Origin of the sequence: Mitsuaria sp. RG (assembly GCF_028369275.1) — a bacterium.
Taxonomy (GTDB): domain Bacteria; phylum Pseudomonadota; class Gammaproteobacteria; order Pseudomonadales; family Pseudomonadaceae; genus Aquipseudomonas; species Aquipseudomonas peradeniyensis.
The window spans coordinates 16,220-40,228 of sequence record NZ_JAQMYQ010000049.1; the positions used below are offsets into that span (position 1 = coordinate 16,220).

A 24,009-nucleotide genomic window follows, 5' to 3' on the forward strand; every position below is an offset into this window, starting at 1 on the left:
CAAGGCCGCTCTTACAGGGATAGCGTGTGGCCAGTCACTTCAAACCTGGCGATACGGCAACATCCCCCGCGCCTCGTCGGCGTAGGCCATCACTCCTTCGCGCTCCTGACGCAAAAAGTCCGCGACCGCCCGGCGCAACCCCGGGTGCAGCAGGTAATGCCACGACCGCGTGATCACAGGCTCGAACCCGCGAATCAGCTTGTGCTCGCCCTGGGCACCGGCATCGAAGCGCTGCAGGCCTTCGCCGATCGCGAAGTCCATGCCTTGGTAGAAACAGGTCTCGAAATGCAGGCGGTCGAATTCGTCCAGGCACCCCCAGTAGCGGCCATACAGGCTGTCGCCTCCCACCAGACTGAAGGCCATCGCCACCTCGCGCCCTTGCTGCCGGGCAATCACCACGCGAATCGCTTCGGGCATGCGCTCGGCCACCAGGCTGAAGAATTCGCGGGTCAGGTACGGCGCCCGGCGTCGCACAGCGTAGGTGTTGGCATAGCAGCGGTAGACGAAGTCCCACTGCGCCTCACTCAGTTCATCACCGCGGTACCAGGCGAAGTCGATCCCCTGCCCCGCCACTTGCTCGCGCTCCTTGCGCATCTGCTTGCGCTTGCGTGAGCTGAGGGTGTCGAGAAAATCCTGGAAGTCCCGATAATCCCGGTTGCGCCAGTGGAACTGGCAGCCCAGGCGCTCCAGCCAGCCCGGCTGGCCGGCAATGGCCGCGTCCAGCACGCTGTCGGTGAAATTGATGTGCGCCCCCGACAGCCCCCCCTTGTCCAGGTACTCGGGTATCGCCTGCAACAGCAGCAGGCCATCAGCAGGGTCGGACGCCAGCAGGCGCGGCCCGGCGACCGGGCTGAACGGCACCGCGCCGAGCAGCTTGGGGTAGTAGGCGATGCCCGCCCGCTCGCAGGCATCGGCCCAGCCATGGTCGAACACATACTCGCCGAACGAATGCCATTTGCGGTACGCCGGCAGCAGCGCCCGCACCTCGCCATCGCGCTCCAGCACCAGGTGTTCGGCGGCCCAGCCGGTGTCGGGTACCACACTGCCACTGTCTTCCATGGCACTGAGAAAGGCGTGACGCAGGAACGGCTGGCCGTCGGGCACCAGCGCGTCCCAGGTGGTCGCCGGCAGGTCGCGCAGGTGGGCAAGGCTGTGAAGGCTGATCACGGTTGCAACTCGCTATGGACAGGGCGCCAGTATTGCCAAAGCCGCCGTGACACACAAATGACGGCCTGTTTACTTAACAACAGTGCCACTATTCAGACATTATTCTGTCATTCCCCCCCGCAATACTTGCGCCTGTTTTCCGGAACCCCAGAACCTGTCTGTGTCCTGTCTCGGAAATACGTTCTCTTTTGGCGAGTGGCTTGGGTGTTCGGGCAAGGCGCCGCGACGAGTCATAGCAGGGCTATGGCGAGGAGTGGCAACGCCGGCCGGGCGCCCAAGACGCCGCCAAAAGTGAACAGCTTATTTCCGAGACAGGACACTAGTCAGGCCCTTTCCGAAGACATGCCAACTCGGGGGCGGGCGCTTGAGCCTCCCCACTTTTCCAACAGGGAGAACCTTATGCGTCTTGTTTCTACACTTACCGGAGTGAGCCTCACCGGCATGATGCTGGCTCTGAGTACTCCGGCCAGTGCTGCTGTCGACGCCAAGCTGCTCGAAATACTCCGCGCCAACGGCTCGATCAACCAGGCGCAGTACACCGAACTGCAGGGCGACCTGGCAAAGGAAACCAAGGAAAAGGCCGACCAGAAAGCTCAGTCCGAGCGCCTGAGCTCCTTCGAACAAAAAGTGGCATGGGCCGCCAAGACCCAGATCAAGGGTGACGTGCGCCTGCGCTACGAAGACGTCAACGTCGACAACCCCAACAGCCGCAGTGGCAACCAGGACCGCGAGCGTGTGCGTGCCCGCGTCGGTTTCTACAGCGAGATCAACCCGCAGGTCGACGCCGGCATTCGCGTGGCCACCGGCAGCAGCTCGGACGCCCGCTCGACCAACCAGAGCCTGGACAACTACTTCGACAAGAAATCGCTGTGGGTGGACCTTGCCTACCTCGACTGGCACCCGACCGCCGTGCCGAACCTGCACCTGATCGGCGGCAAGATGCTGCAGCCGTGGGTGAGCATGGGCGACATCATCTGGGACAGCGACATCAACCCGGAAGGCGTGGCCGTCACCTACAAGACCAACCTGGGCGGCGCCGAAGTGTTCGGCAGCGCCGGTCACTACACCCTCAAGGACAACGTCGACGGCGACGGCGTGCAGTTCAAGCACGACGCGCAGCTGTACCACGGCCAGTTGGGCACCAGGTTCAACCTGGCTGACAGCGTCAAGGTCACCGTCGGCGGCAGCCTCTACGGCTTCGACAACGACAAGAAGTCGGCCGTGCTGCGCAGCTTCGGCAACACCACCACCGAGTTCAACCTGGCTGAAGGCTTTGGCCAGGTGGACTTCACCGGCTTCGCTATCCCGCTGTCGGCCTATGGCCAGTTCGTCAAGAACACCGACAGCACCGACGGCGAGGACAAGGCCTGGCTGGCGGGTCTGAAGACCAAGCTGGGCGCCTGGAGCCTGGACTACAACTACCGCGACGTGCAGCGCAACGCCGTGGTCAGCCTGTTCACCGACTCCGACTTCGGTGCCGGCTTCACCGGGTCCCGTGGCCACAAGTTCAAGGTCGGCTACGAGATCGACAAGAACTTCTCGCTGGGCGCGGCCTACCTGATGGCCAAGACCGACCTGTCGCAGCTGCCGAACAACAATGCTGACGTCGATACCCTGCAGGTCGACCTGGAAGCCAAGTTCTAAGCGCTACGCTCCCTTGCTCCACCCTGAAGCGGGAAATGCCGACCCCATCCGGCATTTCCCGCTTTTTTTGCCTGTCAGAAAGCTGGGGGCTGCTTTGCAGCCCTTTCGCGGCACAAGGCCGCTCCTACAGGGAAATGCGGTCCCCTGTAGGAGCGGCCTTGTGCCGCGAAAGGGCCGCAAAGCGGCCCCAGCTTTCTCGAACTGATAATCAGCGCTTGCGCAGCACCACACTACCAATCGAATAGCCAGCACCAAACGAACTCAGCACACCCAGCGAGCCCTTGGCCAGGTCATCCTGGTACAGGTGGAAGGCAATCACCGACCCCGCCGAGCTGGTATTGGCATAACGATCCAGGATCACCGGCGCATCTTCCTCGGCCACTTCACGCCCCAGCAGTTTCTTGACGATCAGGTGGTTCATGCTCAGGTTGGCCTGGTGCAGCCAGAAGCGCTTGACGTCCGACGGTTGCAGATCGTTCTCGGCCAGGTGCTTGCCGATCAGCTCGGCGACCATCGGGCAGACTTCCTTGAACACCTTGCGGCCTTCCTGCACGAACAGCTTGTCGCGAGCACCGATGCCCTCTTCCGCCGCGCGGTTGAGGAAGCCGAAGTTGTTGCGGATGTTGTTGGAGAACGCCGTCAGCAGCTTGGTGCTGACGATGTCGAACTGGTGTTCGGAGGTGGCCAGGTCGGCACGCTCGACCAGCACGGCGGTGGCGGCATCGCCGAAGATGAAGTGGCTGTCGCGGTCACGGAAGTTCAGGTGGCCGGTGCAGATTTCCGGGTTGACCACCAGCACGGCGCGCGACTGGCCCAGCTGCACGCTGTTGGCGGCGGTCTGGATACCGAAGGTGGCCGACGAGCAGGCCACGTTCATGTCGAAGGCGAAGCCCTGGATACCCAGTGCCTGCTGCACTTCGATGGCGATGGCCGGGTATGGGCGCTGCAGGTTGGAACAGGCGACGATCACCCCGTCGACATCGGCGGCGGTGCGCCCGGCACGCTCCAGGGCCTGGCGGGCGGCGGCCACGCCCATCTCGCAGAGGATCGATTGTTCGTCGTTGCCGCGCTCAGGCAGGCGCGGCTTCATGCGCTGCGGATCAAGAATGCCGACCTTGTCCATGACGAAGCGGCTCTTGATACCCGAGGCCTTCTCGATGAAGGCGGCGTCGGACAGCGGCGCCGCCTCGACCTCGCCACGCTCGATGGCGGCGGCGTTGTCACGGTTGAAACGCTGTGCCCAGGCGTTGAAGGATTCCACCAGTTCTTCGTTGGAAATGCTTTGGGCCGGGGTGTACAGGCCGGTGCCGCTGATGACGACGTTGTGCACGGTCGTTCCTCTGGTCTGGGGCCATCGCCACAAGGCGCTGGCCGGAATAAGGGCAACTTAATGGCACCTTGGTACCAATTTTGAGGCGAGGGCTGAGCCCTCGTTCGCGGCGCAAGGCCGCTCCTACAGAATCGGCGTTCTCCTGTAGGAGCGGCCTTGTGCCGCGATCGGCCGCACAGCGGCCGCAAATTCCTGCAAGTTTGCCACAACTTTGGGAGCTTAGGCTTCCACCTGACTCCACTGTTTGCTCAGTCGCTTGTCGGAAACCGCCACCTTCGTCCCCAGTTGCTGGGCGAACAACGACACCCGGTATTCCTCCAGCAGCCAGCGGTACAGGGTCAACTGCTCATCGCGCTTGCCTTCCTGGGCATGCTTGTCGGCGCGGGCCTGGTACTGCGCCCAGCAATTGGCCAGCTCGGCGCTCCACACCCGGTCCTTCTGCACCTGCGAACCCAGCTTCTCCAGACGCAGTTCCACCGCCTTGAGATAACGCGGCAGCTCCTTGAACCAGGCACCCGGCGTCTCCCGCACGAAGCCCGGGTACACCAGGTTGGCCAGCTGCTGCTTGATGTCGTTGAGCGCCACCGCCTGGCTCAGGTCGATCTTGCCCTTGAAGCGCTTCTGCAGGCCATGCCACAGCTTCAGCACCTCCAGGGTCAGGCGGGCCAGGCGCTCGGCGTGCTCGGTCCAGTTGCCGCGCTTGCGTTCGGCCAGCGAGGCCAGGCCCGCGCCATCACGCGGCAGTGGGTCTTCGCCTTCCAGCACACAGCTGTCGAGGCTGGCCAGGAGGATATCCTCGACCAGTGCCTCGATTCGGCCCAGTTCACGGTACAACAGCCCCAGTTCGGTCAGCCCCGGCAGCTTGCCGCGCAGGAACTTGGCCGGTTCCGCCAGCTGTTGCAGCAACAGGCGCTGCAAGGCGCGACGGTGCTGGAACTCGGCTTCGGCCTGGGTCGAGAAACGCCCTTCGCGTACCGTGCCGTTGTCCTCGACCAGCGCCGGGTAGACCGTCATCGACAGCCCGGCGATCTTCTGCTGGGCGGTTTGCGCCACCTGCGCGAAGGCCTTGGCCTGTACCGGCTGCTCGGCCTTCTCGCTGCGCGGCAGGGCCAGCGCCGCCTGGCTGGCGGCGGCGAAGCGGGCGGTCAGCTCGGCGAGGTCGCGGCCTTCGCCAAGGAACTTGCCCTGGGCGTCGACCACTTCGATGTTCATGCGCAGATGGCCCTCGACCAGCCCGGCCGCTTCCGCCCAGGCCTCGTCCGACACCCGCGCCCCGGTCATGCGCAGCAACTCCTGCCCCAGCGCCTGCGGCAATGCCCCCTGGCCGAACACCAGGCGCGACAGGGCCGCCTTGACGAAGTCGGGCACCGGCACGAAGTTCTTGCGCAGGGCCTTGGGCAGGTTGCGCACCAGGGCGATGCACTTGGCCTCCAGCAGGCCGGGCACCAACCATTCCAGGCGCTCGCCCGGCAGGTTCGGCAACAACGGCGCCGGCACCCGCACGGTCACGCCGTCACGCGGGTGGTTCGGTTCGAAGTGATAGCTCAGCGACAGGCGCAGATCGCCCACCTGCAGGTGGTCCGGATACTGCGCGGCGGTGACCTCGCTGGCCTCGCGGGCGAGCACGTCCTCTTCGCGCATGATCAGCAGGTTCGGATCCTTCTGGCTGTTCATCCGGTACCAGCTGTCGAAGGTCGCGGTCTGGTGAATCTCTTCGGGCAGGCGCGCCTCGTAGAAGGCGTACAGCGTCTCCTCGTCGGCCAGAATATCGCGCCGTCGGGCCTTGGCCTCCAGCTCGTCGAGCTGCTCGAGCAGGCGCTTGTTGGCCGCCAGGCACTTGGCCCGGGACTGGATCTCGCCACCGACCAGGCCGTCGCGGATGAACAGCTCGCGGGAAGTGACCGGGTCGATCGGGCCGAAATGCACCGGCCGACGGCCGACCAGGATCAGCCCGTAGAGGGTGATCTGCTCGTAGGCCACCACCTGGCCGCGCTTCTTCTCCCAGTGCGGTTCGAAGTGGTTCTTCTTGATCAGGTGGGTGGCCAGCGGCTCGATCCAGTCCGGCTCGATCTTGGCCACCATGCGCGCGTACAGCTTGGTGGTCTCCACCAGTTCCGCGGCCATCACCCACTGCGGGCGCTTGCGGCCGATGCCCGACGAGGGGTGAACCCAGAAACGCCGCTGACGCGCGCCCTGGTAGTCGCCCTCCTCGGTCTTCTGGCCGATCTGGCTGAGCAGGCCGCTGAGAATCGCCTTGTGCAGGGGCTGGTAGTCGCAGGCGTCCTTGTTGACCGCCAATTGCAGATCACGGCAGATCAGCGCCAGCTGGCGATGGGCGTCGCGCCACTCGCGCAGGCGCAGGTAGTTGAGGAAGTTCTTGCGGCACCAGTTGCGCAGCGGGCTGGCGGTCAGCGCCTGGCGCTGCTCCTCGAAACCGCGCCACAGGTTGACCAGCGCGGCGAAGTCGGAATCGACATCCTTCCACTGCGCGTGCGCCTGGTCGGCAGCCTGCTGGCGCTCCGGCGGGCGCTCGCGCGGGTCCTGCACCGACAGCGCGCTGGCGACGATCAGCACTTCCTGCAGGCTGCCCTGACGGGCGCCTTCGAGCAGCATGCGACCCAACCGTGGATCGATCGGCAGGCGCGCCAGCTGGCGGCCCAGTGGTGTCAGCTGGTTCTCGCGGTTGACCGCCGACAGCTCCTGCAACAGGTTGAAGCCGTCGCTGATGGCCTTGCCATCCGGCGGCTCGATGAACGGGAAGGCGTCGATCGCGCCCAGGCGCAGGTGCAGCATCTGCAGGATCACCGCAGCCAGGTTGGTGCGCAGGATCTCCGGATCGGTGAACGCCGGGCGGCCGTTGAAGTCGTCCTCGCTGTACAGGCGGATGCAGATGCCCGGCTCGACACGCCCGCAGCGGCCTTTACGCTGGTTGGCGCTGGCCTGGGACACCGCCTCGATGGGCAGGCGCTGGACCTTGGCGCGGTAGCTGTAGCGGCTGATGCGCGCGGTGCCGCTGTCGATCACGTAGCGGATACCCGGCACGGTCAGCGAGGTTTCGGCAACGTTGGTCGCCAGCACCACGCGCCGGCCGCTGTGGGACTGGAAGATCCGCTGCTGCTCGGCCGGCGACAGCCGCGCATACAGCGGCAGGATCTCGGTGTGGCGCAGCTGCGCCTTGCGCAGGATCTCGGCGGCGTCGCGGATCTCGCGCTCACCGGGCAGGAACACCAGCACATCGCCCGGACCCTTGCCCTGGCTGCGCTCATGCTGGGCGATCTCGTCGAGGCTGGCGAGGATCGCCTGGTCGACGGACAGGTCCTCCTCGACCTGGTTGCCCTCCTCGTCGTGCTCGCTGGTCAGCGGCCGGTACCAGGTTTCCACCGGGTAGGTGCGCCCGGACACTTCGATGATCGGCGCGCCGTCGAAGTGCTTGGAGAAGCGCTCCAGGTCGATGGTCGCCGAGGTGATGATCAACTTCAGGTCCGGGCGGCGGTGCAGCAGGGTCTTGAGGTAGCCGAGCAGGAAGTCGATGTTCAGGCTGCGCTCATGAGCCTCGTCGACGATGATCGTGTCGTAGCGCTCGAGGAAACGGTCGTGCTGGGTTTCGGCCAGCAGGATGCCGTCGGTCATCAGCTTGACCAGGGTGTTCGAATCGCTCTGGTCCTCGAAGCGCACCTGGTAGCCGACCAGCGCCCCCAACGGCGTGCCCAGCTCCTCCGCAACCCGCGCCGCGACACTGCGCGCGGCGATCCGCCGGGGCTGGGTATGGGCGATCAGGCCATGGCTGCCGCGGCCCAGCTCCAGGCAGATCTTCGGCAGCTGGGTGGTCTTGCCGGAACCGGTCTCGCCGGCGATCACCAGCACCTGGTGCTCGGCCAGAGCCTTCTTGATCTCGTCGCGCTTGGCGGCGATGGGCAGGTTGTCGTCGTAGCGAATGCTCGGCACGCTCTGCTGGCGCGCGGTGACCTGGGCGCAGGAGGCCTGGACCTTTTCCACCCACTGCGCGAGCTTGCCCTCGTCGGGGCGCTTGCGCAGCTCGTGCAATTGCCGGCGCAACCGATGGCGGTCGGCGATCATGGCGTGGTCGAGGTTCTTCAGCAGTTGGTCGATGGCGTGGTCTGTCATGGGACTTTTTAATGATGCAGGCGAGTGCTGCTTTTTCATGATCGGCAGGCGTAAGAGGCGCGATTGTCGCAGATTTGCGAAATCGATGCTGCCTGTGCCCGCCGTTCAGTCGCGATCACGCTCGAAATAGCGGGAGCGCTTGAACAACAACGGGGTAGCAATTGCCACGAAAAAAGCTGACCAGCCAATACCATCAAGTTGCAGGAACTGCTCTTCACCCAGTTGATTACAGGCGGTAATCCCCGTGACGTTGAAGACGATATAGAGAAGAAACCTGATGCACCTTGACCGGCATGCCCAGTCGACCAACGTGCCGACCACGAGGGCATAGCAAATACCATAAAGCACCCACATATCCGCTCCCCTTCAGATAATCAACATCAGGCTGCTGGATTGGGGACCAATACCGCCTTTCACGGTTGCTGACAGCGATGCCAGTACATCCCCAGCATGAAAAGTAGGAATCTTATTCTGAATCAACCACGCCACAGCTCCGGTGGCGGCGATCCCTGCGACCGCCGCCGCAGGCCCACCTGCCATTGCTAGCGCGACATCCGCCGTCGCTTTACCCGCTGCGGTACTGAAAATGCCCGAAACCCTGTACCTCTGCTGATTGAGGCTGTCCCCCTGCTGGCGAGTTAACGGCCGCGATACCGCAACCGTCATCAGGCAAGGCCGCTGCCCTGCCAGCATCCGGTCGTAAAGCTCCGCCATTTTTTCAACGACCCGATAGTGCCCGGCATGCACCCATGGCAGGCCCGTTTGCCGGATTTGGCAACATTCTCCTGGCTGGATGATGAACTCGCTGACATCGAAGACGATCGCGTGATGGGCGATTACCTGATAAGTCCTTTGCGCTTGCATGGCGATCCCTGACCATTCTTACAAAGAAAGGGACTTTCACCGCTGGCGCGCCACCTGCCAACTAGCCTAAGTCCGATAAAACTGTGGGAAGCTTCCTAAGCTGCTGCAACGCGGCGGGCAGACCTTGCCAATGTTTAGCTGCCACCGGAATGAACGTCGCCATTCACTGCTTTAATCAACCTTACAGGCCATGTGAGTATCCAGGGATGCTTCTCGACCCGATGATTGCCCGCCCGCTGCCCTACCCTTCGCTGCCGAAGGCCCGGGCCCGTGCCGGTGAAAATCCGCTGGTCCATATCATCATGGCGTTCTGGGCGCTGTGGCATTGCCGTCACGCGCGCCCACCGGACACGTCGCTCACGCACTCCTGACCCGACCCGGCCGCCCCACTGGCCGATTGACTCAGCCTGACCGCTCGCCTGCGCGGCGGTCACGTGTGCCCCAGAGCGAATCCACCATGCACTTTGCCCCCGCAGAGCAAGCCAGGCGTTTCCTGGCCGACAACCCCGATATCGACCTGATCGAGCTGTTCATCCTCGACGCCAACGGCGTCCCCCGCGGCAAGCTGCTGCACCGCGAGGAGCTGCTGGCGGTGTTCGAAAGCGGCCGCCCGCTGCCCAGCACCATCCTCGGCCTGACCCTCAATGGCGACGACGTGGAAAACTCGGGCCTGGTCTGGGACGTCGGCGACATCGACTGCCGCGCCTACCCGCTGGACGGCAGCTTGGTGCGCCTGCCCTGGCGCCGGGTGCCGACCGCCGCCGTGCAGGTCAGCATGCACCCCAGCGAAGGCCTGCCGGCCAGCGTGGCCGACCCGCGTCATGTGCTGCTGCGGGTGATCGACGCGCTCAAGGCCGATGGTTTCCACCCGGTAATGGCCTGCGAGCTGGAGTTCTACCTGCTCGACCAGCAGCGCGACGCCCAGGGCCGGCCGCAGCCGGCCTTGGACAGCGACGGCGGACGTCCGTGCGGGACCCAGGTGTATGGCCTGCGCGAGCTGGAGCAGATCGAACCCTTCCTCGCCGACCTCTACGCCGCCTGCAAGGCCCAGGGCATCCCGGTCCGCACGGCGATCTCCGAGTACGCGCCCGGGCAGGTGGAGATCACCCTGGAGCACGGCGACGCGCTCCAGGCGATGGACCAGGCCGTGCGCTACAAGCGCCTGGTCAAGGGCATCGCCAACGCCCACGGCATGCAGGCCTGCTTCATGGCCAAGCCGTTCGCCCAGCTGGCCGGCACCGGCATGCACATGCACCTGAGCCTGGCCGACGCCGCCGGCAACAACCTGTTCGCCAGCGAGGACAAGGCCGGTACCCCGCTGCTGCGTCACGCGGTGGCCGGCATGCTGCGTCACCTGCGCGAATCGCTGCTGTTGTTCTGCCCCAACGCCAACTCGTTCCGCCGCTTCCAGGCCAACAGCTATGCACCGCTGGCGCCGACCTGGGGCGTGGACAACCGCACCGTCAGCCTGCGCGTACCCGGTGGCCCGGCCAACAGCCGGCATATCGAGCACCGCATCTGCGGCGCCGACGCCAACCCCTACCTGGCCGCCGCCGCGATTCTCGCCGCCACCCACCAGGGCATCCGTGAACAACTCGATCCCGGCGCCCCGGTCGAAGGCAACGGCTACGCCCAAGCCACCGAACACCTGCCCACCGACTGGCTGACCGCCCTCGAGGCCCTGGAGCATTCGACCTGGGCCCGGGAGGCGCTGGGCGAAGCCTTCCTCGGCGTCTACCTGAAGGTCAAGCGCGCCGAGTACCGCCAGTTCATGGCCGAGGTCGGCGAGCAGGACTGGCGCTGGTACCTGCACCAGACCTGATGCCCACGAGATTACAAGAAGGAACAACCATGAACGCAGCAGTGAACAACGGCCCGGCCCAGCGCGCGCCGTCCTATTACAGCGCCACCCTCAACGACACGACCGAATACCCCACGCTCAAGGGCACGGTGCAGGTGGATGTGGCGATCATCGGCGGCGGCTTCACCGGCGTGGCCACCGCCGTGGAACTGGCCGAGCGCGGCCTGAAAGTGGCCATCGTCGAGACCAACCGCATCGGCTGGGGCGCCAGCGGGCGCAACGGCGGCCAGGTCACCGGCAGCCTGTCGGGCGACGAGGCCATGCGCACGCAGATGCGCGACCGGCTGGGCGCCGAGGTGGACGATTTCATCTGGCATCTGCGCTGGCGCGGCCACCAGATCATCGAGCAGCGCGTCGAGCGCTACGGCATCCAGTGCGACCTCAAGCACGGCCATCTGCACGCGGCGATGAAACCGTCGCACATGAACGAGCTGCGCGCCTTCGAGGCCGAGGCCCAGCGCCGCGGCATGGGCGACCAGGTGCAACTGCTCGACCGCAGCGCCATGCAACATCATCTGCAGAGCCCGCTGTACCTCGGCGCGCTGAAGAACCGCCGCAACCTGCACCTGCACCCGCTCAACCTGTGCCTGGGCGAGGCCCGCGCCGCCCACGGGCTGGGCGCCCTGCTGTTCGAAAACTCCGAGGTGCTGGAGATCGTCCACGGCCCGCGCCCGGCGGTGGTCACCGCCCAGGGACGGATCGAGGCGCGCCAGGTGATGCTGGCCGGCGACGTGTATCACAAGCTGGAAAAGCGCCAGCTCAAGGGCAAGATCTTCCCGGCCATGGGCGGCATCGTCACCACCGCGCCGCTGGGCGAGCTGGCCGAGCAGATCAACCCGCAGGACCTGGCGGTGTACGACTGCCGTTTCGTCCTCGACTACTACCGCCTGACCGCCGACAAGCGCCTGCTGTTCGGTGGCGGCGCCAACTACTCCGGGCGCGACTCGCGGGACATCGAAGGCGAGCTGCGCCCGTGCATCGAGCGCACCTTCCCGGCGCTCAAGGGCGTGCCGATCGAGTTCCAGTGGAGCTGCGCCATGGGCATCGTGGTCAACCGCATCCCGCAGCTGGGCAAGCTGTCGGACAACGTCTGGTACTGCCAGGGGTATTCCGGGCACGGCATCGCCACCAGCCATATCATGGGCGAGATCATGGCCGAGGCGCTGACCGGGACGCTGGAGAAGTTCGATACCTTTGCCGGGTGCAGGCACATCAAGGTGCCGATGGGCGACCTGCTGGGCAATCCGCTGCTGGCGGCGGGGATGTGGTACTACCAGATGCTGGAAAAGCTGCGCTGAGCCGCAACCTCTCTGTAGGAGCGGCCTTGCGCCGCGAAAGGGCTGCAAAGCAGCCCCAGGATTTCAGCGGCAACGCATCAATCGATGGGGGTGCTTCGCACCCCTTTCGCGGCGCAAGGCCGCTTCTACATCGATCGTGCAGGCTGCGGATCAGGCGATCTTCTTCAGACCCTGCTTCTTCAGCTCTTCGTCGCGCAGCTCTCGGCGCAGGATCTTGCCGACGTTGGTGGTCGGCAGCGCGTCGCGGAACTCGATGGCCTTGGGCACCTTGTAGCCGGTGACGTTGGCGCGCATGTGCTCCATCACCTGCTCCTTGGTCAGGGTCATGCCCGGCTTGACCACGATGAACATCTTGATCACCTCGCCGGATTTTTCGTCCGGGACGCCAATGGCCGCGCACTGCAGCACGCCCGGCAGCGCGGCGAGCACGTCTTCGAGCTCGTTGGGGTACACGTTGAAGCCGGACACCAGGATCATGTCCTTCTTGCGGTCGACGATGCGCATATAGCCGTCCGGCTGGATCAGGGCGATGTCGCCAGTCTTCAGCCAGCCATTGCTGTCGATGATCTCGGCGGTGGCATCTTCACGCTGCCAGTAGCCCTTCATCACCTGCGGCCCCTTGATGCACAGCTCGCCCACCTCGCCCAGGGGCAATTCCTGGCCGTTGTCGTCGATGATCTTGCACAGGGTGGACGGCACCGGGATGCCGATGGTTCCCAGCTGGTTGGCCGAAGTCGGGTTGACCGCCGCCACCGGGCTGGTCTCGGTCATGCCGTAGCCTTCGCAGATGGCGCAGCCGGTCACCGTCTTCCAGCGCTCGGCCACGCTCTGTTGCAGGGCCATGCCGCCGGACAGGGTGATCTTCAGCGCCGAGAAGTCGAGGTTGCGGAACGTCTCGTTGTTGCACAGGGCGACGAACAGCGTGTTGAGGCCGACGAAGCCGCTGAACTTCCACTTGCCCAGTTCCTTGACCATGGCCGGCAGGTCGCGCGGGTTGCTGATCAGCACGTTGTGGTTGCCGATGAGCATCATGGCCATGCAATGGAAGGTGAAGGCGTAGATGTGGTACAGCGGCAGCGGGGTGATGAGGATCTCGCAGCCTTCGTGCAGGTTCGAGCCCATCAGCGCGCGGCACTGCAGCATGTTGGCGACCAGGTTGCGGTGGGTGAGCATCGCGCCCTTGGCCACGCCGGTGGTACCGCCGGTGTACTGCAGCACGGCGACATCGCCGGACTGCGGGTTGGCCTCGGTCACCGCGCCGCCCTTGCCCAGCGCCAGGGCATCGTTGAAGCGCACGGCGCCCGGCAGGTGGTAGGCCGGCACCATTTTCTTCACGTACTTGATGACGCTGTTGATCAACAGGCGCTTGAGAGGTGGCAACAGGTCGGCCACTTCGGTGACAATGACATGTTTGACCTGGGTCTTGGGCACCACCTTTTCCGCCAGGTGCGCCATGTTGGCCAGGCACACCAGGGCCTTGGCCCCGGAATCGTTGAACTGGTGCTCCAGCTCCCGCGCGGTGTACAGCGGGTTGGTGTTGACCACGATCAGGCCGGCGCGCATGGCGCCGAACACGGCGACGGGGTACTGCAGGACGTTGGGCAGCTGGACCGCGATGCGATCACCCGGCTTCAGGTCGGTGTGCTGCTGCAGCCAGGCGGCGAAGGCGCCGGACAGGGTGTACAGCTCGCCGTAGGTGATGGTCTTGCCCAGGTTGCTAAAGGCAGGTTTGTCGGCAAAGCGTTGGCAGGATTGCTTGAGTACCGCCTGGATATTGGGGAATTCGTCAGGATTGATGTCCGCCGTGACCCCGGCTGGGTACTTATCCTTCCAAAAATGTTCGATCATGGAAGCCCGCTCCTTCAGCAACAGCGAATTCGGTACGCGTCGATGCGCTTATTATTGATATGAGAGGCCGGCTCATTGCAAACCGGATCCTCTGAAAGCGCGCCGAGAGTAACAGCTTTGCAAGGGGTCGCCTAGAGGTCGAAATGGGCCGACAGGTCACAAAAATGACTCAATGAACAATACAGGTCATTTTTAGAGTAATTATACAAAATGTCGCGAATCCGCCTGAAAGCCCTGCCCTAGAGAGGGCCTGCGGGAACGGCGTTGTGCTGATCCCACAGGATTGGATTAGCCACCGTCAGGCGATATCGCGCAACTCCCGGCGCAGGATCTTGCCCACCGGAGTCATCGGCAGCGATTCGCGCAACACGATGTGCTTGGGCACCTTGTAGCCGGTGAAGTTGGTCTTGCAGAACGCCTTGAGCTCATCGACGCTCACCCCACCCGCACGCGGCACCACGAACAGCTTCACCGCCTCGCCGGTGCGCTCGTCCGGCACGCCAATCACCGCGCAGCTGGCCACCTGCGGATGGCCCATCACCACATCCTCGATCTCGTTGGGATACACGTTGAAGCCCGAGACGATGATCATGTCCTTCTTGCGGTCGACGATGCAGGTGAAACCGTCCGGATCGATGACGGCGATATCGCCGGTCTTCAGCCAGCCTTCGGCATCCAGGACCTGGGTGGTGGCCTCAACCTGCTGCCAGTAACCCTTCATCACCTGCGGCCCCTTGATGCACAACTCGCCACGCTCGCCCAGCGGCTGCTCGTGGCCTTCATCGTCGATCACCTTGAACGCCGTGCCGGGCACCGGCAGCCCCACGGTGCCCAGGCGCGCCAGCTGGCCATAGGGGTTGGTGCTGGCCGCCGGCGAGGTTTCGGTCAGGCCGTAGCCTTCGACAATGCGGCAACCGGTGAGGGCCTCCCAGCGTTCGGCGGTGGCCTTGACCAGCGCGGTGCCACCGGAGTTGGTGATCTTCAGCGCGGAGAAATCCAGCGACTTGAAGCCCGGGTTGTCCATCAGCGCGACGAACAGCGTGTTCAGGCCCACCAGCGCCGAGAACCGCCACTTGCCCAGTTCCTTGATGAAACCGGGAATATCCCGGGGGTTGGTGATCAGTACGTTGTGGTTGCCGGTCACCATCATGCACATGCAGTTCGCGGTGAAGGCATAGATGTGGTACAGCGGCAGCGGCGCGATCATCACCTCCTGCCCTTCCTTGATCAGCGGCTGGCCATCGGGGCCGTGCTGACCGAAGCAGGCCAGCACCTGGAGCATGTTGGCCACCAGGTTGCCGTGGGTGAGCATGGCGCCCTTGGCCAGCCCGGTGGTGCCGCCGGTGTACTGCAGCACCGCGATGTTCTCCAGGGTTTGTGCCACCGGCCTGTGAGTGAGCCCGCGCCCCTGGCGCAGCACCTGCTTGAACGACACGGCCTGGGGCAACTGGTAGGCCGGCACCATCTTCTTCAGCTTGTCGACCACGGTGTTGACCAGCCAGCCCTTGGCCGTCGGCAGCAGGTCGCCCATCTTCGCCTCGATCAGGTACTCGATGCCGGTATCGGGCAGCACCTCCTGCACGCGCTTGCCGAACATGTTCAGGTACACCAGGGCTCGGGCGCCGGAGTCCTTGAACTGATGGCGCATCTCGCGCTCGGTGTACAGCGGGTTGGTGTTGACCACGATCAGGCCGGCGCGCATGGCGCCGAACACCGCAATGGGGTATTGCAGGACATTGGGCATCTGCACCGCGATGCGGTCGCCCGGCACCAGTTCGGTGTGCTGTTGCAGCCAGGCGGCGAAGGCGGCCGAATGACGCTCGAGGTCGGCATAGCTAAGGGTGACCCCGAGGTTGCTGTACGCCGGGCGGTCGGCGAAGCGTTTGCAGCAGCGCTCGAAGACGTCGACGACGGACGTGTAGACATTCATGTCAATGGTGGAAGGTACGCCCGCGGCGCGCTTGTCGTTCCAGAAATCGGCTTGCATTTATTGTTGTTCCTCTACCGGGACATTCCTGACCTGATCGCCTGCTGGCAAAAAGGTGTTCAGCCGACGTTAGCAGCTCTGTCGAAGGTGGCAAATACGCCAAGTGCCGCCATTAACATTGTGAATCTCTTTTCCGCCCTTCCTGCAATCGATGGCTTTGCGCATACACTGTTGGGCAACCTCCGCGCGCAAGGACCCGCCATGCCCCACGACGCCTTCTGGCTCCCCGCCAGCGAGCATTGCAGCCTTTATGTCCACCAATGGCTGCCGGCCACTCCGGTCAAGGCCGTGGTGCTGCTGGCCCATGGCATGGCCGAGCATGCCGGGCGCTACCAGCGCCTGGGTCATGCGCTCAACGCCGTCGGCTACGGGCTGCTCGCCCCCGACCTGCGCGGCCATGGCCGCACCGCCGAACTGGGCAGCCTGGGCCTGTTCGCCCGGAAAAATGGCTGGAATGCCGTGCTCAACGACCTGGGCCTGCTGGCCCAGCACATCGGCCAGCAATTTCCGGGAACCCCGCTGTTCCTGTTCGGCCACAGCATGGGCAGCTACATCGCCCAGGCCTACCTGCTGCACCACAGCGCCAGCCTGCAGGGCGCGATCCTCAGCGGCTCGAACTTCCAGCCGGTGGCACTGTACCGCGCGGCGCACCTGATCGCCCGCGTCGAGGCCTGGCGCCAGGGCCCGCTGGGCAAGAGCGCGCTGATCGACTGGCTGTCGTTCGGCTCGTTCAACAAGGCGTTCAAGCCCAACCGCACCGCCTTCGACTGGCTCAGCCGCGATGCCGCGGAGGTGGACAAGTACATCGCCGATCCGCTGTGCGGCTTTCGCTGCAGCAACCAGCTGTGGCTCGACCTGCTGCAGGGGCTGGCGCAGATCAGTCAGAAGAAGAACCTGGCGCAGATCGATCCAAACCTGCCGATCTTCGTGCTGGGCGGCGAATGTGATCCGGTGAGTGCCGGCAAGCGTCTCACCCACCTGGCCGACGCCCTGCGCGCGACCGGCAACCGTCATGTACAGTTGCGCATCTACCCCGGCGCACGCCACGAAGTGCTCAACGAAACCCATCGCGACGAGGTCACCGCCGAGATCATCGGCTGGCTGGAGCAGGCGCTGGCCCTTGGCCGCCCTGCCCGCAGTGAATGATCGGCAGCCTCGTCCGTTCCACAAGGAAGCCCCTGATGACCCAGGTCACCAACACGCCTTACGAAGCCCTCGAAGTCGGCCAGAAAGCTGAATACAAGAAGTCCGTGGCAGAACGCGACATCCAGCTGTTCGCCGCCATGTCCGGCGACCACAACCCGGTGCACCTGGATGCCGAGTTCGCCGCCAAGAGCATGTTCAAGGAACGCATCGCCCACGGCATGTTCAGCGGCGCGCTGATCAGCGCCGCAGTGGCCTGCACCCTGCCTGGCCCGGGCACCATCTACCTGGGCCAGCAGATGAGCTTCCAGAAGCCGGTGAAGATCGGCGACGAGCTGACCGTGCGCCTGGAAATCCTCGAGAAGCTGCCCAAGTTCAAGGTGCGTATCGCCACCAACGTGTACAACCAGAACGACGAGCTGGTGGTCGCCGGCGAGGCCGAGATCCTCGCGCCGCGCAAGCAACAGACCGTCGAGCTGGTGAGCCCGCCGGAGTTCGTTGCCGGCTGAAAGTACAGCGGCACACACGGTCACTGTAGGAGCGGCCTTGTGTCGCGAAAGAGCTGCGCAGCAGTCCCTGGATTTCAGCGTCCATGCTTAGATCGCCGGGGCTGCTACGCAGCCCTTTCGCGGCACGAGGCCGCTCCTACAGGTATTACCTCACCCCAGCTCGCGCAAGCGCCGCTCGATATGGCGGCGTTCCGGCCCCTGCCGGGTCAGCGTCAATGCCTGCTGCCAGGCCTCGCGGGCCTGTTCGGTATTGCCCAGCTGCCGATGCAGTTCGGCGCGCGCGGCATGGGCCAGGTGGTATTCGCCCAGTTCGCCCCGCTCGAGAATTGCTTCGACCGCCCGCAACCCGACCTGCGCGCCATCGCGCCGGGCCAGCGCTGCCGCCCGGTTCAGCTCCACCACCGGTGACGGCCAGTGGCGCTGCAGCACATCGTACAGGCCGACAATCTCGTCCCAGTCGGTGGCCTCGGCGCTGGGCGCTTCGGCATGCAGTGCAGCAATCGCCGCCTGCACGCTGTAGGGGCCGAACTCCCGGCCGCTCAGGGCCTGGCGCACCAACTGGCTGCCCTCCTCTATCTGTGCCCGGTCCCACAGGCTCCGGTCCTGTTCGTCGAGCAGCACCAGCTCGCCGTTGGTATCGCTGCGCGCGTTCTGCCGCGAGGCCTGCAACAGCATCAGCGCCAACAGCCCCAGCACCTCGGCATCCGGCAGCAACTGCGCGAGCAACCGGCCCAGGCGGATGGCCTCGTCGGTCAGCGCGCGTGTGGTGACATCCTCGCCCGAAGACGCCGAATAGCCCTCGTTGAACACCAGGTAGATCACCCGCAGTACACTCTCCAGCCGCTCCGGCAACTCGCCCAGCTCCGGTACCTGGTAGGGGATCTTCGCATCGCGGATCTTGGCCTTGGCGCGCACGATGCGCTGGGCGATGGTCGCCGGGCTCTGCAGGAAGGCGCGGGCGATCTGCTCGGTGGTCAGGTCGCAGACCTCGCGCAACGTCAGCGGCACCTGGGCATCGAAGGCCAGGGCCGGGTGGCAGCAGGTGAAGATCAGGCGCAGCCGGTCATCGACCAGCAGCTCCTGCTCACCCGGGTCCTGGGCCTCGCCCTCCAGCAGCATGATCAGGTCCGCCTGGGAGCGGTCGAAGCGGGCACGGCGGCGCAAGGCATCGATGGCCTTGAAACGGCCGGCGGAAACCAGCCAGGCCCGCGGATTGTCCGGGATACCATCGCGCTGCCAGCGCTCGACGGCAATGAAGAAGGCGTCATGCAGGGCCTCCTCGGCCAGGTCGAAGTCTCCCAGCAGGCGGATCAGGGTGGCCAGGATGCGCCGGGAGTCGCGGCGGTAGACCGCCGCCACTTCATCCCGGATTTGCCCTTCGCTGTTCATCAGCCCGGCGATACCTGGGTCATCGTGCTCTCCTTATTGGGTCAGGGTTGCAACTCACGCACCGGACGCACCTCGACGCTGCCGACCCGCGCCGCCGGAATGCCCCTGGCGATGTTCAACGCTTCATTGAGGTCGCGGGCATCGACCAGGTAGAACCCGGCCAACTGCTCCTTGGTCTCGGCGAACGGACCGTCGGTCAGGCTCATGTGTCCGGCGCGCACGCGTACCGTGGTGGCCGTCTGCACGGGCTTGAGCGCCTCGGCGGCGATCATCCGCCCGGAGCCCTGGATGGACTCGGCGTAGGCCATGCATTCGGCGTCCTCGGGGCTGTCGGGCAGGCTGTGCAACAGCGCTTCATCACAATAGACCAGGCACAGGTATTTCATGATCGTCTCCGGGGCGAGGTGGCGATAGGCGGTCGATGGTGTTCAGGGTTTGAGATCGAACAGTGCTTTTTGCGTTTCCATGTCGAACGGCGCCGACCAGTGTTCATGGATAACCTGCCATTGGCCGCCGCTGCGCCGGTAACCGACAGTGGCGCGCATGAAACCGCACTGGCTCTCATCGTCGGACGGCCCGCAGCGATTGAGCCAGTGGGCCAGGCCCAGGTCGCCGTCGGCATGCACGGTCAGTTGCGCCAATTCGAACACCATCGGTCCGGTGCACATGCCCATGCACATCTCCCAGTGGGCGCGGTAGGCGGCCTTGCCCTTGAATTGCAGGGCCTGGATGGCGTCGAAGGCGACAATGTCGTCGGCGTAGGGGGCGACGATACGGTCGACGTCACGCTCGCGCACGGCTTGCATCCACTGTTCGATCAGTTGCTTCAGTTCATGCTCGGCTGCAGTGTTCATCGGTGTTTCCTCCGAAGACTCATCAGGGTTGGTGGTGACGCTTTCAACACTGGTCGAACGGGAAAACGGCAAATCGACAACTGCCCGGAAATTTTCAGTCGAGGGGCGCGACTGGCTTGAGGAAGTACACGACACGCTCGGTCTCGGCAAAGCCCAGGGCCGCGTGCATGCGCTGGCTGCCAAGGTTGTCCAGCGCGGCGTCCGAGGCCAGTTCGCGGCAACCTTTGCCATCGGCCCACCGTTCGACAGCCGCGATCAGCTGGCGGGCGACGCCCTGGCCGCGCGAGGCCTGTTCAACAAAGACGCCTTCGAGGTACGCCACCGGCGAAGTATTGCTGCCATTGACATAGTCATGACGCACCGACGCCTCGGCCAGCCCTTGCGCCCTGCCCTGCTCGTCATACGCCAGCAGGGCCACGAAGGTTGCGGGGCGGCCGGCGATATCGGCCATTTCCGCCAGGTGGTCAGTCGCCGCACTGTCGGGCCACAAGGCGCTGCGCAAGTGCAGCCAGGCCGGGCTGCCCGGGTCAGTGCAGGGTTGGATCATTGCCACTTCTGGGAACTCCATGACTCAAACGGGTGTAGACAAGATGAACTCACGATAACCGGAGAGAATCACATACACCGCGAAATAACAGAAAATGGCCGCCGACAGCAGGTAGGACCACAGCAGCAGCCGATCACCGAGCAAGCGCCCACCATGGCTGGCGATGGCGCAGAGCGACACGCACCAGACCAACCCGGCGGCGAAGAAGCCCCCGAGGAACAGACCCGCGTCGAGCAGGCTGCCGCCACCAGACCTGGAGATCAGCACCCCACCCACCGCCGCGAACCAGAGGATCGCGCTGGGCGAGGACATGGCCAGGAAGATCCCGCGCAGGAACTCGCGCCAGCCAGACTCCACCACCACTTCGCCCCGCGACTCCAGGTGCCCGCCGCGCCAGGCCGCCAGCAGCATCTTCACGGCAAACCACACCAGCAGTGCCGAACCGCCCAGCCACAGGGCCCAGCGCACGCTTTCGAACTGCAACAGCACGGTCATCCCGGCCAGAGCAGCAATTGCATAGACCAGGTCGCCGACGCAGGTACCCAGTCCCAGCCAGAACCCTTGGAGAAAGCCGCGCTGCATGGCCAGGGTGATCATGGCGATATTGGCCATGCCGATGTCCAGGCACAGGGAAAGGCTGAGGAGAAAACCGTTGGAGAAAGGCATGGCGCACTCTGGACGTAATCAGGGGTGCACATTGAACCCGAGGGTGCGCTTGCCGTACAGAAAGAAAGTTCACTCGCTCAGACAGATTCCGACTGGCCTGTGCAGTCGGAAACATAGTCTTCCACGGCTTGTTGAAACGCTTCGTGCAACCCATGCAGAGTGCTGGCGTGAAAACTGATGATACCGATCATGCCAAGTACACGTCCGACGAAGATCTGGTCATGCGCATCGTATTCGACACTGGCCTCGTAGCCCCTGTAGTGAATGTGATTCATCGTCGATCCCCAGAAATGCCTCGCAGGTAGACAAAAATGCTACCAAGACCGGGGAAGCTCTTCTGCCTCGACATTCATTCAGAATTTTTCATCACCCCGCCAACACCTGCGCATAACGCCCACGATCCACATTGGCGCCACTGAGCACCACCGCCACACGCTTGCCGGCCTGACGTCCATGTTCCTGCACCAATGCGGCCAGGGCAGCGGCACCGGCACCCTCGGCGGTGTTGTGGGTGGTCTCGTGGTAGAGCCGCATGGCCTCGGCGATCTCGTCGTCACTCACTCGCACGATGCGTGCGGCATGCTCGCGCACCAGGGCGAAGGCGTCGGGGTGCGGCACGCGGCAGGCCATGCCGTCGGCGAAGGTGTTGGCGCTGGCGGTGGTGACGATGCGACCCTGCTCGAAGCTCTGGGCATAGGCATCCGCAGCACTGGAGACCACACCGACAATCTCGGTGTCCACCCCCAGCAGGTTGCGCGCCTGGATCAGCCCGCAGATGCCCGAGCCCATGCCAATCGGCACATACACGCAATCGAGGTCGGCCACCGCCTCGAACAGCTCCAGCGCGTAGGTGGCCACGCCGCGCACCAGCTCCGGGTGGAACGATGGGACCATCTGGTAGCCGCGGTCCTCGGCCAGGCGCGCCGCCTCTTCACGGGCAACGTCGAAGTCCACGCCGTGCTCCACCAGTTCCGCGCCCAGGGCGCGCATGGCGGCGTTCTTCTCGCGCGAGTTGCCTTCAGGCACCACGATCACCAGCGGCAAGCCCGCCTGGCGCGCCGCCAGAGCCATGCTCTGGCCATGGTTGCCGCGGGTGGCGGTGACCAGCCCGCGGGGGACTTCGCCAGCGGCCAGCAAGGAACGCACGTAGACCAGCCCACCACGCACCTTGAAGGCACCGGTGGGGGCATGGTTCTCATGCTTGACCCAGAGCTGGCAACCCAGCCGCTCGGCCAGCAGCGGCCAGGCATGCTGCGGGGTCGGCGGAACGTGCTGGTGAACAAAGTCGGCGGCTTCACGCAGGGCGGGCAAGTCGAACATGGCGATCTTCCTTCATCGGTAGGGCTTGATCCGATCCTAAGCGCCGGTCATTGTATGGGTCCAAACATATATTGCATGGGTAGCAATTTCGTGTGGATTCCCTCCCTGCCAGACAACGACCAGCCGCGCTACCTGGCGCTGGTCGAAGCCATTGCCGGCGCCATCGAACAGGGCGAGCTGAAAGCCGGCGAACGCCTGCCGCCCCAGCGTCGCCTGGCCTGGACGCTGGGCCTGAACCCAAGCACCACGCAACAGGCGTACCGCGAGGCTGCGGCGCGGCACCTGGTGTCCGGTGAAGTGGGGCGCGGCACCTACGTGCTGGCCAGCAGCAAGGAGGCGACACTATTCCGCCTCAAGCAGCCCGACCGCCAGCACCCGGTGATCGACCTGTCGACCAACGTGCCAGTGGCCGATCCGCACAATCTTGACCTCGAACACAGCCTGCGCAGACTGCTCGAACAGGGTGAAACCACCCTGCTCGACCATTACCTGGGGCCGGAGCAATTGCTACTGGGGCGGATCCAGGGCGCCCGCTGGCTGGCCAATCGCGGCCTGGACCTGAGACCCGAGGAGGTGCTGCTCTGCGGTGGCGCCCAACAGGCCTTGATCCTGGTGCTGCAGTCACTGTGCCAGGCAGGCGAGCCGGTGATGGTCGAAGCGTTGACCGCCCCGGGCATCAAGGCGGCCTGTCGACAGCTGCGCCTGCCGGTGCAGGGGGTGGCTCTGGATGAACAGGGTTTGCGCCCGGACGAACTGGACCGCGTCGTGCGGGCCAGTGGCGCGCGGGTACTGGTGACCACCCCGACCCTGCACAACCCGACCGGGGCCTGCATGGGCGAGGCCCGGCGCCAGGCGCTGGCGGCAGTCGCCAGGCGCCACGACTTGCTGGTGATCGAGGATGACGTGTACGGCGCCTTGACCGACCGGCCGCCGCTGTACCCTTTGCTCGAAGGCCGCGGGGTGCTGATCAGCAGTTTGTCCAAGACCGTGGCCGCCGGCCTGCGCCTGGGCTGGATCGTGGCGCGGCCAGCGTTGCTGGAGCAGATCGACCCCTATGCCCAGGCCACCCATTGGTCGGTGTCGCCATTGAACCTGCACATCGCTTGCCAGTGGATTTCGGACGGGACCGCCGCACGGCGACTGGCCTGGCAGCGGGAGGAACTGGCCGAGCGTTGGCGCCTGGCGCGGGCGTTGCTGGGTAATGCACTGCAGGTGGACGGCGTGCCTTCGCCCCATGCCTGGCTGACCACGTCTGCAGAAGCCGAGACGCTGGTTGCCCGGTGTCGGGCGCAAGGAGTGGAGATCGTGCCGGCCAGTGTGTTCGCGGTGGGCACGGAGCGTGTGCGGGCAGTGCGGGTCAGCCTGTCGGCGGCGCACAGCCGCGCGCAGTTGAAGCAGGGGCTGGAGCTCGTCCGGGATTTACACCTGCCCCTGTAGGAGCGGCCTTGTGCCGCGAA

The 24,009-nt window shown here is 64.9% G+C and carries 20 protein-coding genes; 6 read left to right on the forward strand and 14 right to left on the reverse strand.

What is annotated here, in order from left to right; translation table 11 throughout:
- Positions 1–39 precede the first annotated feature (39 nt).
- Entirely contained in the window at positions 40–1,167 is a 1,128-nt protein-coding gene (locus POF53_RS21825; protein ID WP_498969381.1) for a GNAT family N-acetyltransferase, read from the reverse strand.
- Between the two features lie 399 nt (positions 1,168–1,566).
- On the opposite strand from POF53_RS21825, the gene POF53_RS21830 reads away from it, so the two are divergent.
- Positions 1,567–2,811, forward strand: a complete 1,245-nt coding sequence (locus tag POF53_RS21830; protein WP_498969383.1) for a putative porin — start codon at positions 1,567–1,569, stop codon at positions 2,809–2,811.
- 208 nt (positions 2,812–3,019) lie between these two features.
- Here the strand turns inward: POF53_RS21830 and POF53_RS21835 are convergent, their stop codons facing one another.
- The 4 genes from POF53_RS21835 to POF53_RS21850 form a co-directional block, all read right to left on the reverse strand.
- On the reverse strand, positions 3,020–4,141 hold the full coding sequence (locus POF53_RS21835) for a beta-ketoacyl-ACP synthase III (protein ID WP_254464643.1): 1,122 nt from the start codon (positions 4,139–4,141) through the stop codon (positions 3,020–3,022).
- A gap of 219 nt (positions 4,142–4,360) precedes the next feature.
- Entirely contained in the window at positions 4,361–8,266 is a 3,906-nt protein-coding gene (gene hrpA / locus POF53_RS21840) for an ATP-dependent RNA helicase HrpA (protein ID WP_498969385.1), read from the reverse strand.
- Between the two features lie 105 nt (positions 8,267–8,371).
- Positions 8,372–8,620: a hypothetical protein gene (locus POF53_RS21845; protein WP_203651406.1), complete on the reverse strand. Its 249-nt coding sequence runs from the start codon at positions 8,618–8,620 to the stop codon at positions 8,372–8,374.
- 12 nt (positions 8,621–8,632) lie between these two features.
- Complete coding sequence (locus tag POF53_RS21850) at positions 8,633–9,130, reverse strand: hypothetical protein (protein WP_203651403.1); 498 nt, start codon at positions 9,128–9,130, stop codon at positions 8,633–8,635.
- 457 nt (positions 9,131–9,587) lie between these two features.
- On the opposite strand from POF53_RS21850, the gene POF53_RS21855 reads away from it, so the two are divergent.
- Positions 9,588–10,952, forward strand: coding sequence for a glutamine synthetase family protein (locus POF53_RS21855; protein ID WP_498969388.1), 1,365 nt, complete (start codon positions 9,588–9,590; stop codon positions 10,950–10,952).
- A gap of 29 nt (positions 10,953–10,981) precedes the next feature.
- The gene (locus tag POF53_RS21860; protein ID WP_498969390.1) at positions 10,982–12,289 is read left to right on the forward strand and encodes an NAD(P)/FAD-dependent oxidoreductase; all 1,308 of its coding nucleotides are present in this window, start codon (positions 10,982–10,984) and stop codon (positions 12,287–12,289) included.
- 150 nt (positions 12,290–12,439) lie between these two features.
- On the opposite strand, the gene fadD1 is transcribed toward POF53_RS21860, so the two are convergent.
- Together fadD1 and fadD2 are read right to left on the reverse strand one after the other, a co-directional pair.
- Positions 12,440–14,137 (reverse strand): long-chain-fatty-acid--CoA ligase FadD1, encoded by a 1,698-nt coding sequence (gene fadD1 / locus POF53_RS21865; protein WP_203651400.1) that lies wholly within the window; start codon positions 14,135–14,137, stop codon positions 12,440–12,442.
- Positions 14,138–14,435: 298 nt separating this feature from the next.
- Positions 14,436–16,124 carry a long-chain-fatty-acid--CoA ligase FadD2 gene (gene fadD2, locus POF53_RS21870; protein WP_498969393.1) on the reverse strand — a complete coding sequence of 563 codons (1,689 nt, stop codon included), beginning with the start codon at positions 16,122–16,124 and terminating at the stop codon, positions 14,436–14,438.
- 201 nt (positions 16,125–16,325) lie between these two features.
- Here fadD2 and POF53_RS21875 point away from each other — a divergent pair, with 201 nt between their 5' ends.
- Both POF53_RS21875 and POF53_RS21880 read left to right on the forward strand, forming a co-directional pair.
- A complete protein-coding gene (locus tag POF53_RS21875) occupies positions 16,326–17,270 on the forward strand; it encodes an alpha/beta hydrolase (RefSeq protein ID WP_232857285.1) in 945 nt (314 codons plus the stop codon).
- 35 nt (positions 17,271–17,305) lie between these two features.
- Positions 17,306–17,776, forward strand: a complete 471-nt coding sequence (locus POF53_RS21880; protein ID WP_062574831.1) for a MaoC family dehydratase — start codon at positions 17,306–17,308, stop codon at positions 17,774–17,776.
- A 150-nt stretch (positions 17,777–17,926) separates the two neighbouring features.
- Here POF53_RS21880 and POF53_RS21885 read toward each other — a convergent pair whose 3' ends face one another.
- The 7 genes from POF53_RS21885 to POF53_RS21915 form a co-directional block, all read right to left on the reverse strand.
- Positions 17,927–19,165, reverse strand: a complete 1,239-nt coding sequence (locus POF53_RS21885; RefSeq protein WP_498969395.1) for an RNA polymerase sigma factor — start codon at positions 19,163–19,165, stop codon at positions 17,927–17,929.
- Between the two features lie 41 nt (positions 19,166–19,206).
- Positions 19,207–19,551, reverse strand: a complete 345-nt coding sequence (locus POF53_RS21890; protein WP_203651392.1) for a YciI family protein — start codon at positions 19,549–19,551, stop codon at positions 19,207–19,209.
- Between the two features lie 42 nt (positions 19,552–19,593).
- Positions 19,594–20,019, reverse strand: coding sequence for a YybH family protein (locus POF53_RS21895; protein ID WP_498969397.1), 426 nt, complete (start codon positions 20,017–20,019; stop codon positions 19,594–19,596).
- A gap of 94 nt (positions 20,020–20,113) precedes the next feature.
- On the reverse strand, positions 20,114–20,566 hold the full coding sequence (aac(6'), locus tag POF53_RS21900) for an aminoglycoside 6'-N-acetyltransferase (RefSeq protein ID WP_232857282.1): 453 nt from the start codon (positions 20,564–20,566) through the stop codon (positions 20,114–20,116).
- A gap of 24 nt (positions 20,567–20,590) precedes the next feature.
- The gene (locus POF53_RS21905; RefSeq protein ID WP_498969399.1) at positions 20,591–21,232 is read right to left on the reverse strand and encodes a LysE family translocator; all 642 of its coding nucleotides are present in this window, start codon (positions 21,230–21,232) and stop codon (positions 20,591–20,593) included.
- 77 nt (positions 21,233–21,309) lie between these two features.
- Positions 21,310–21,507, reverse strand: coding sequence for a hypothetical protein (locus POF53_RS21910; protein WP_232857280.1), 198 nt, complete (start codon positions 21,505–21,507; stop codon positions 21,310–21,312).
- Positions 21,508–21,598: 91 nt separating this feature from the next.
- On the reverse strand, positions 21,599–22,552 hold the full coding sequence (locus POF53_RS21915; protein WP_498969401.1) for a threonine dehydratase: 954 nt from the start codon (positions 22,550–22,552) through the stop codon (positions 21,599–21,601).
- A 75-nt stretch (positions 22,553–22,627) separates the two neighbouring features.
- Between POF53_RS21915 and POF53_RS21920 the strand changes: the two genes are divergently transcribed.
- On the forward strand, positions 22,628–23,989 hold the full coding sequence (locus POF53_RS21920; RefSeq protein WP_234560269.1) for an aminotransferase-like domain-containing protein: 1,362 nt from the start codon (positions 22,628–22,630) through the stop codon (positions 23,987–23,989).
- The last annotated feature ends 20 nt before the right edge of the window (positions 23,990–24,009 follow it).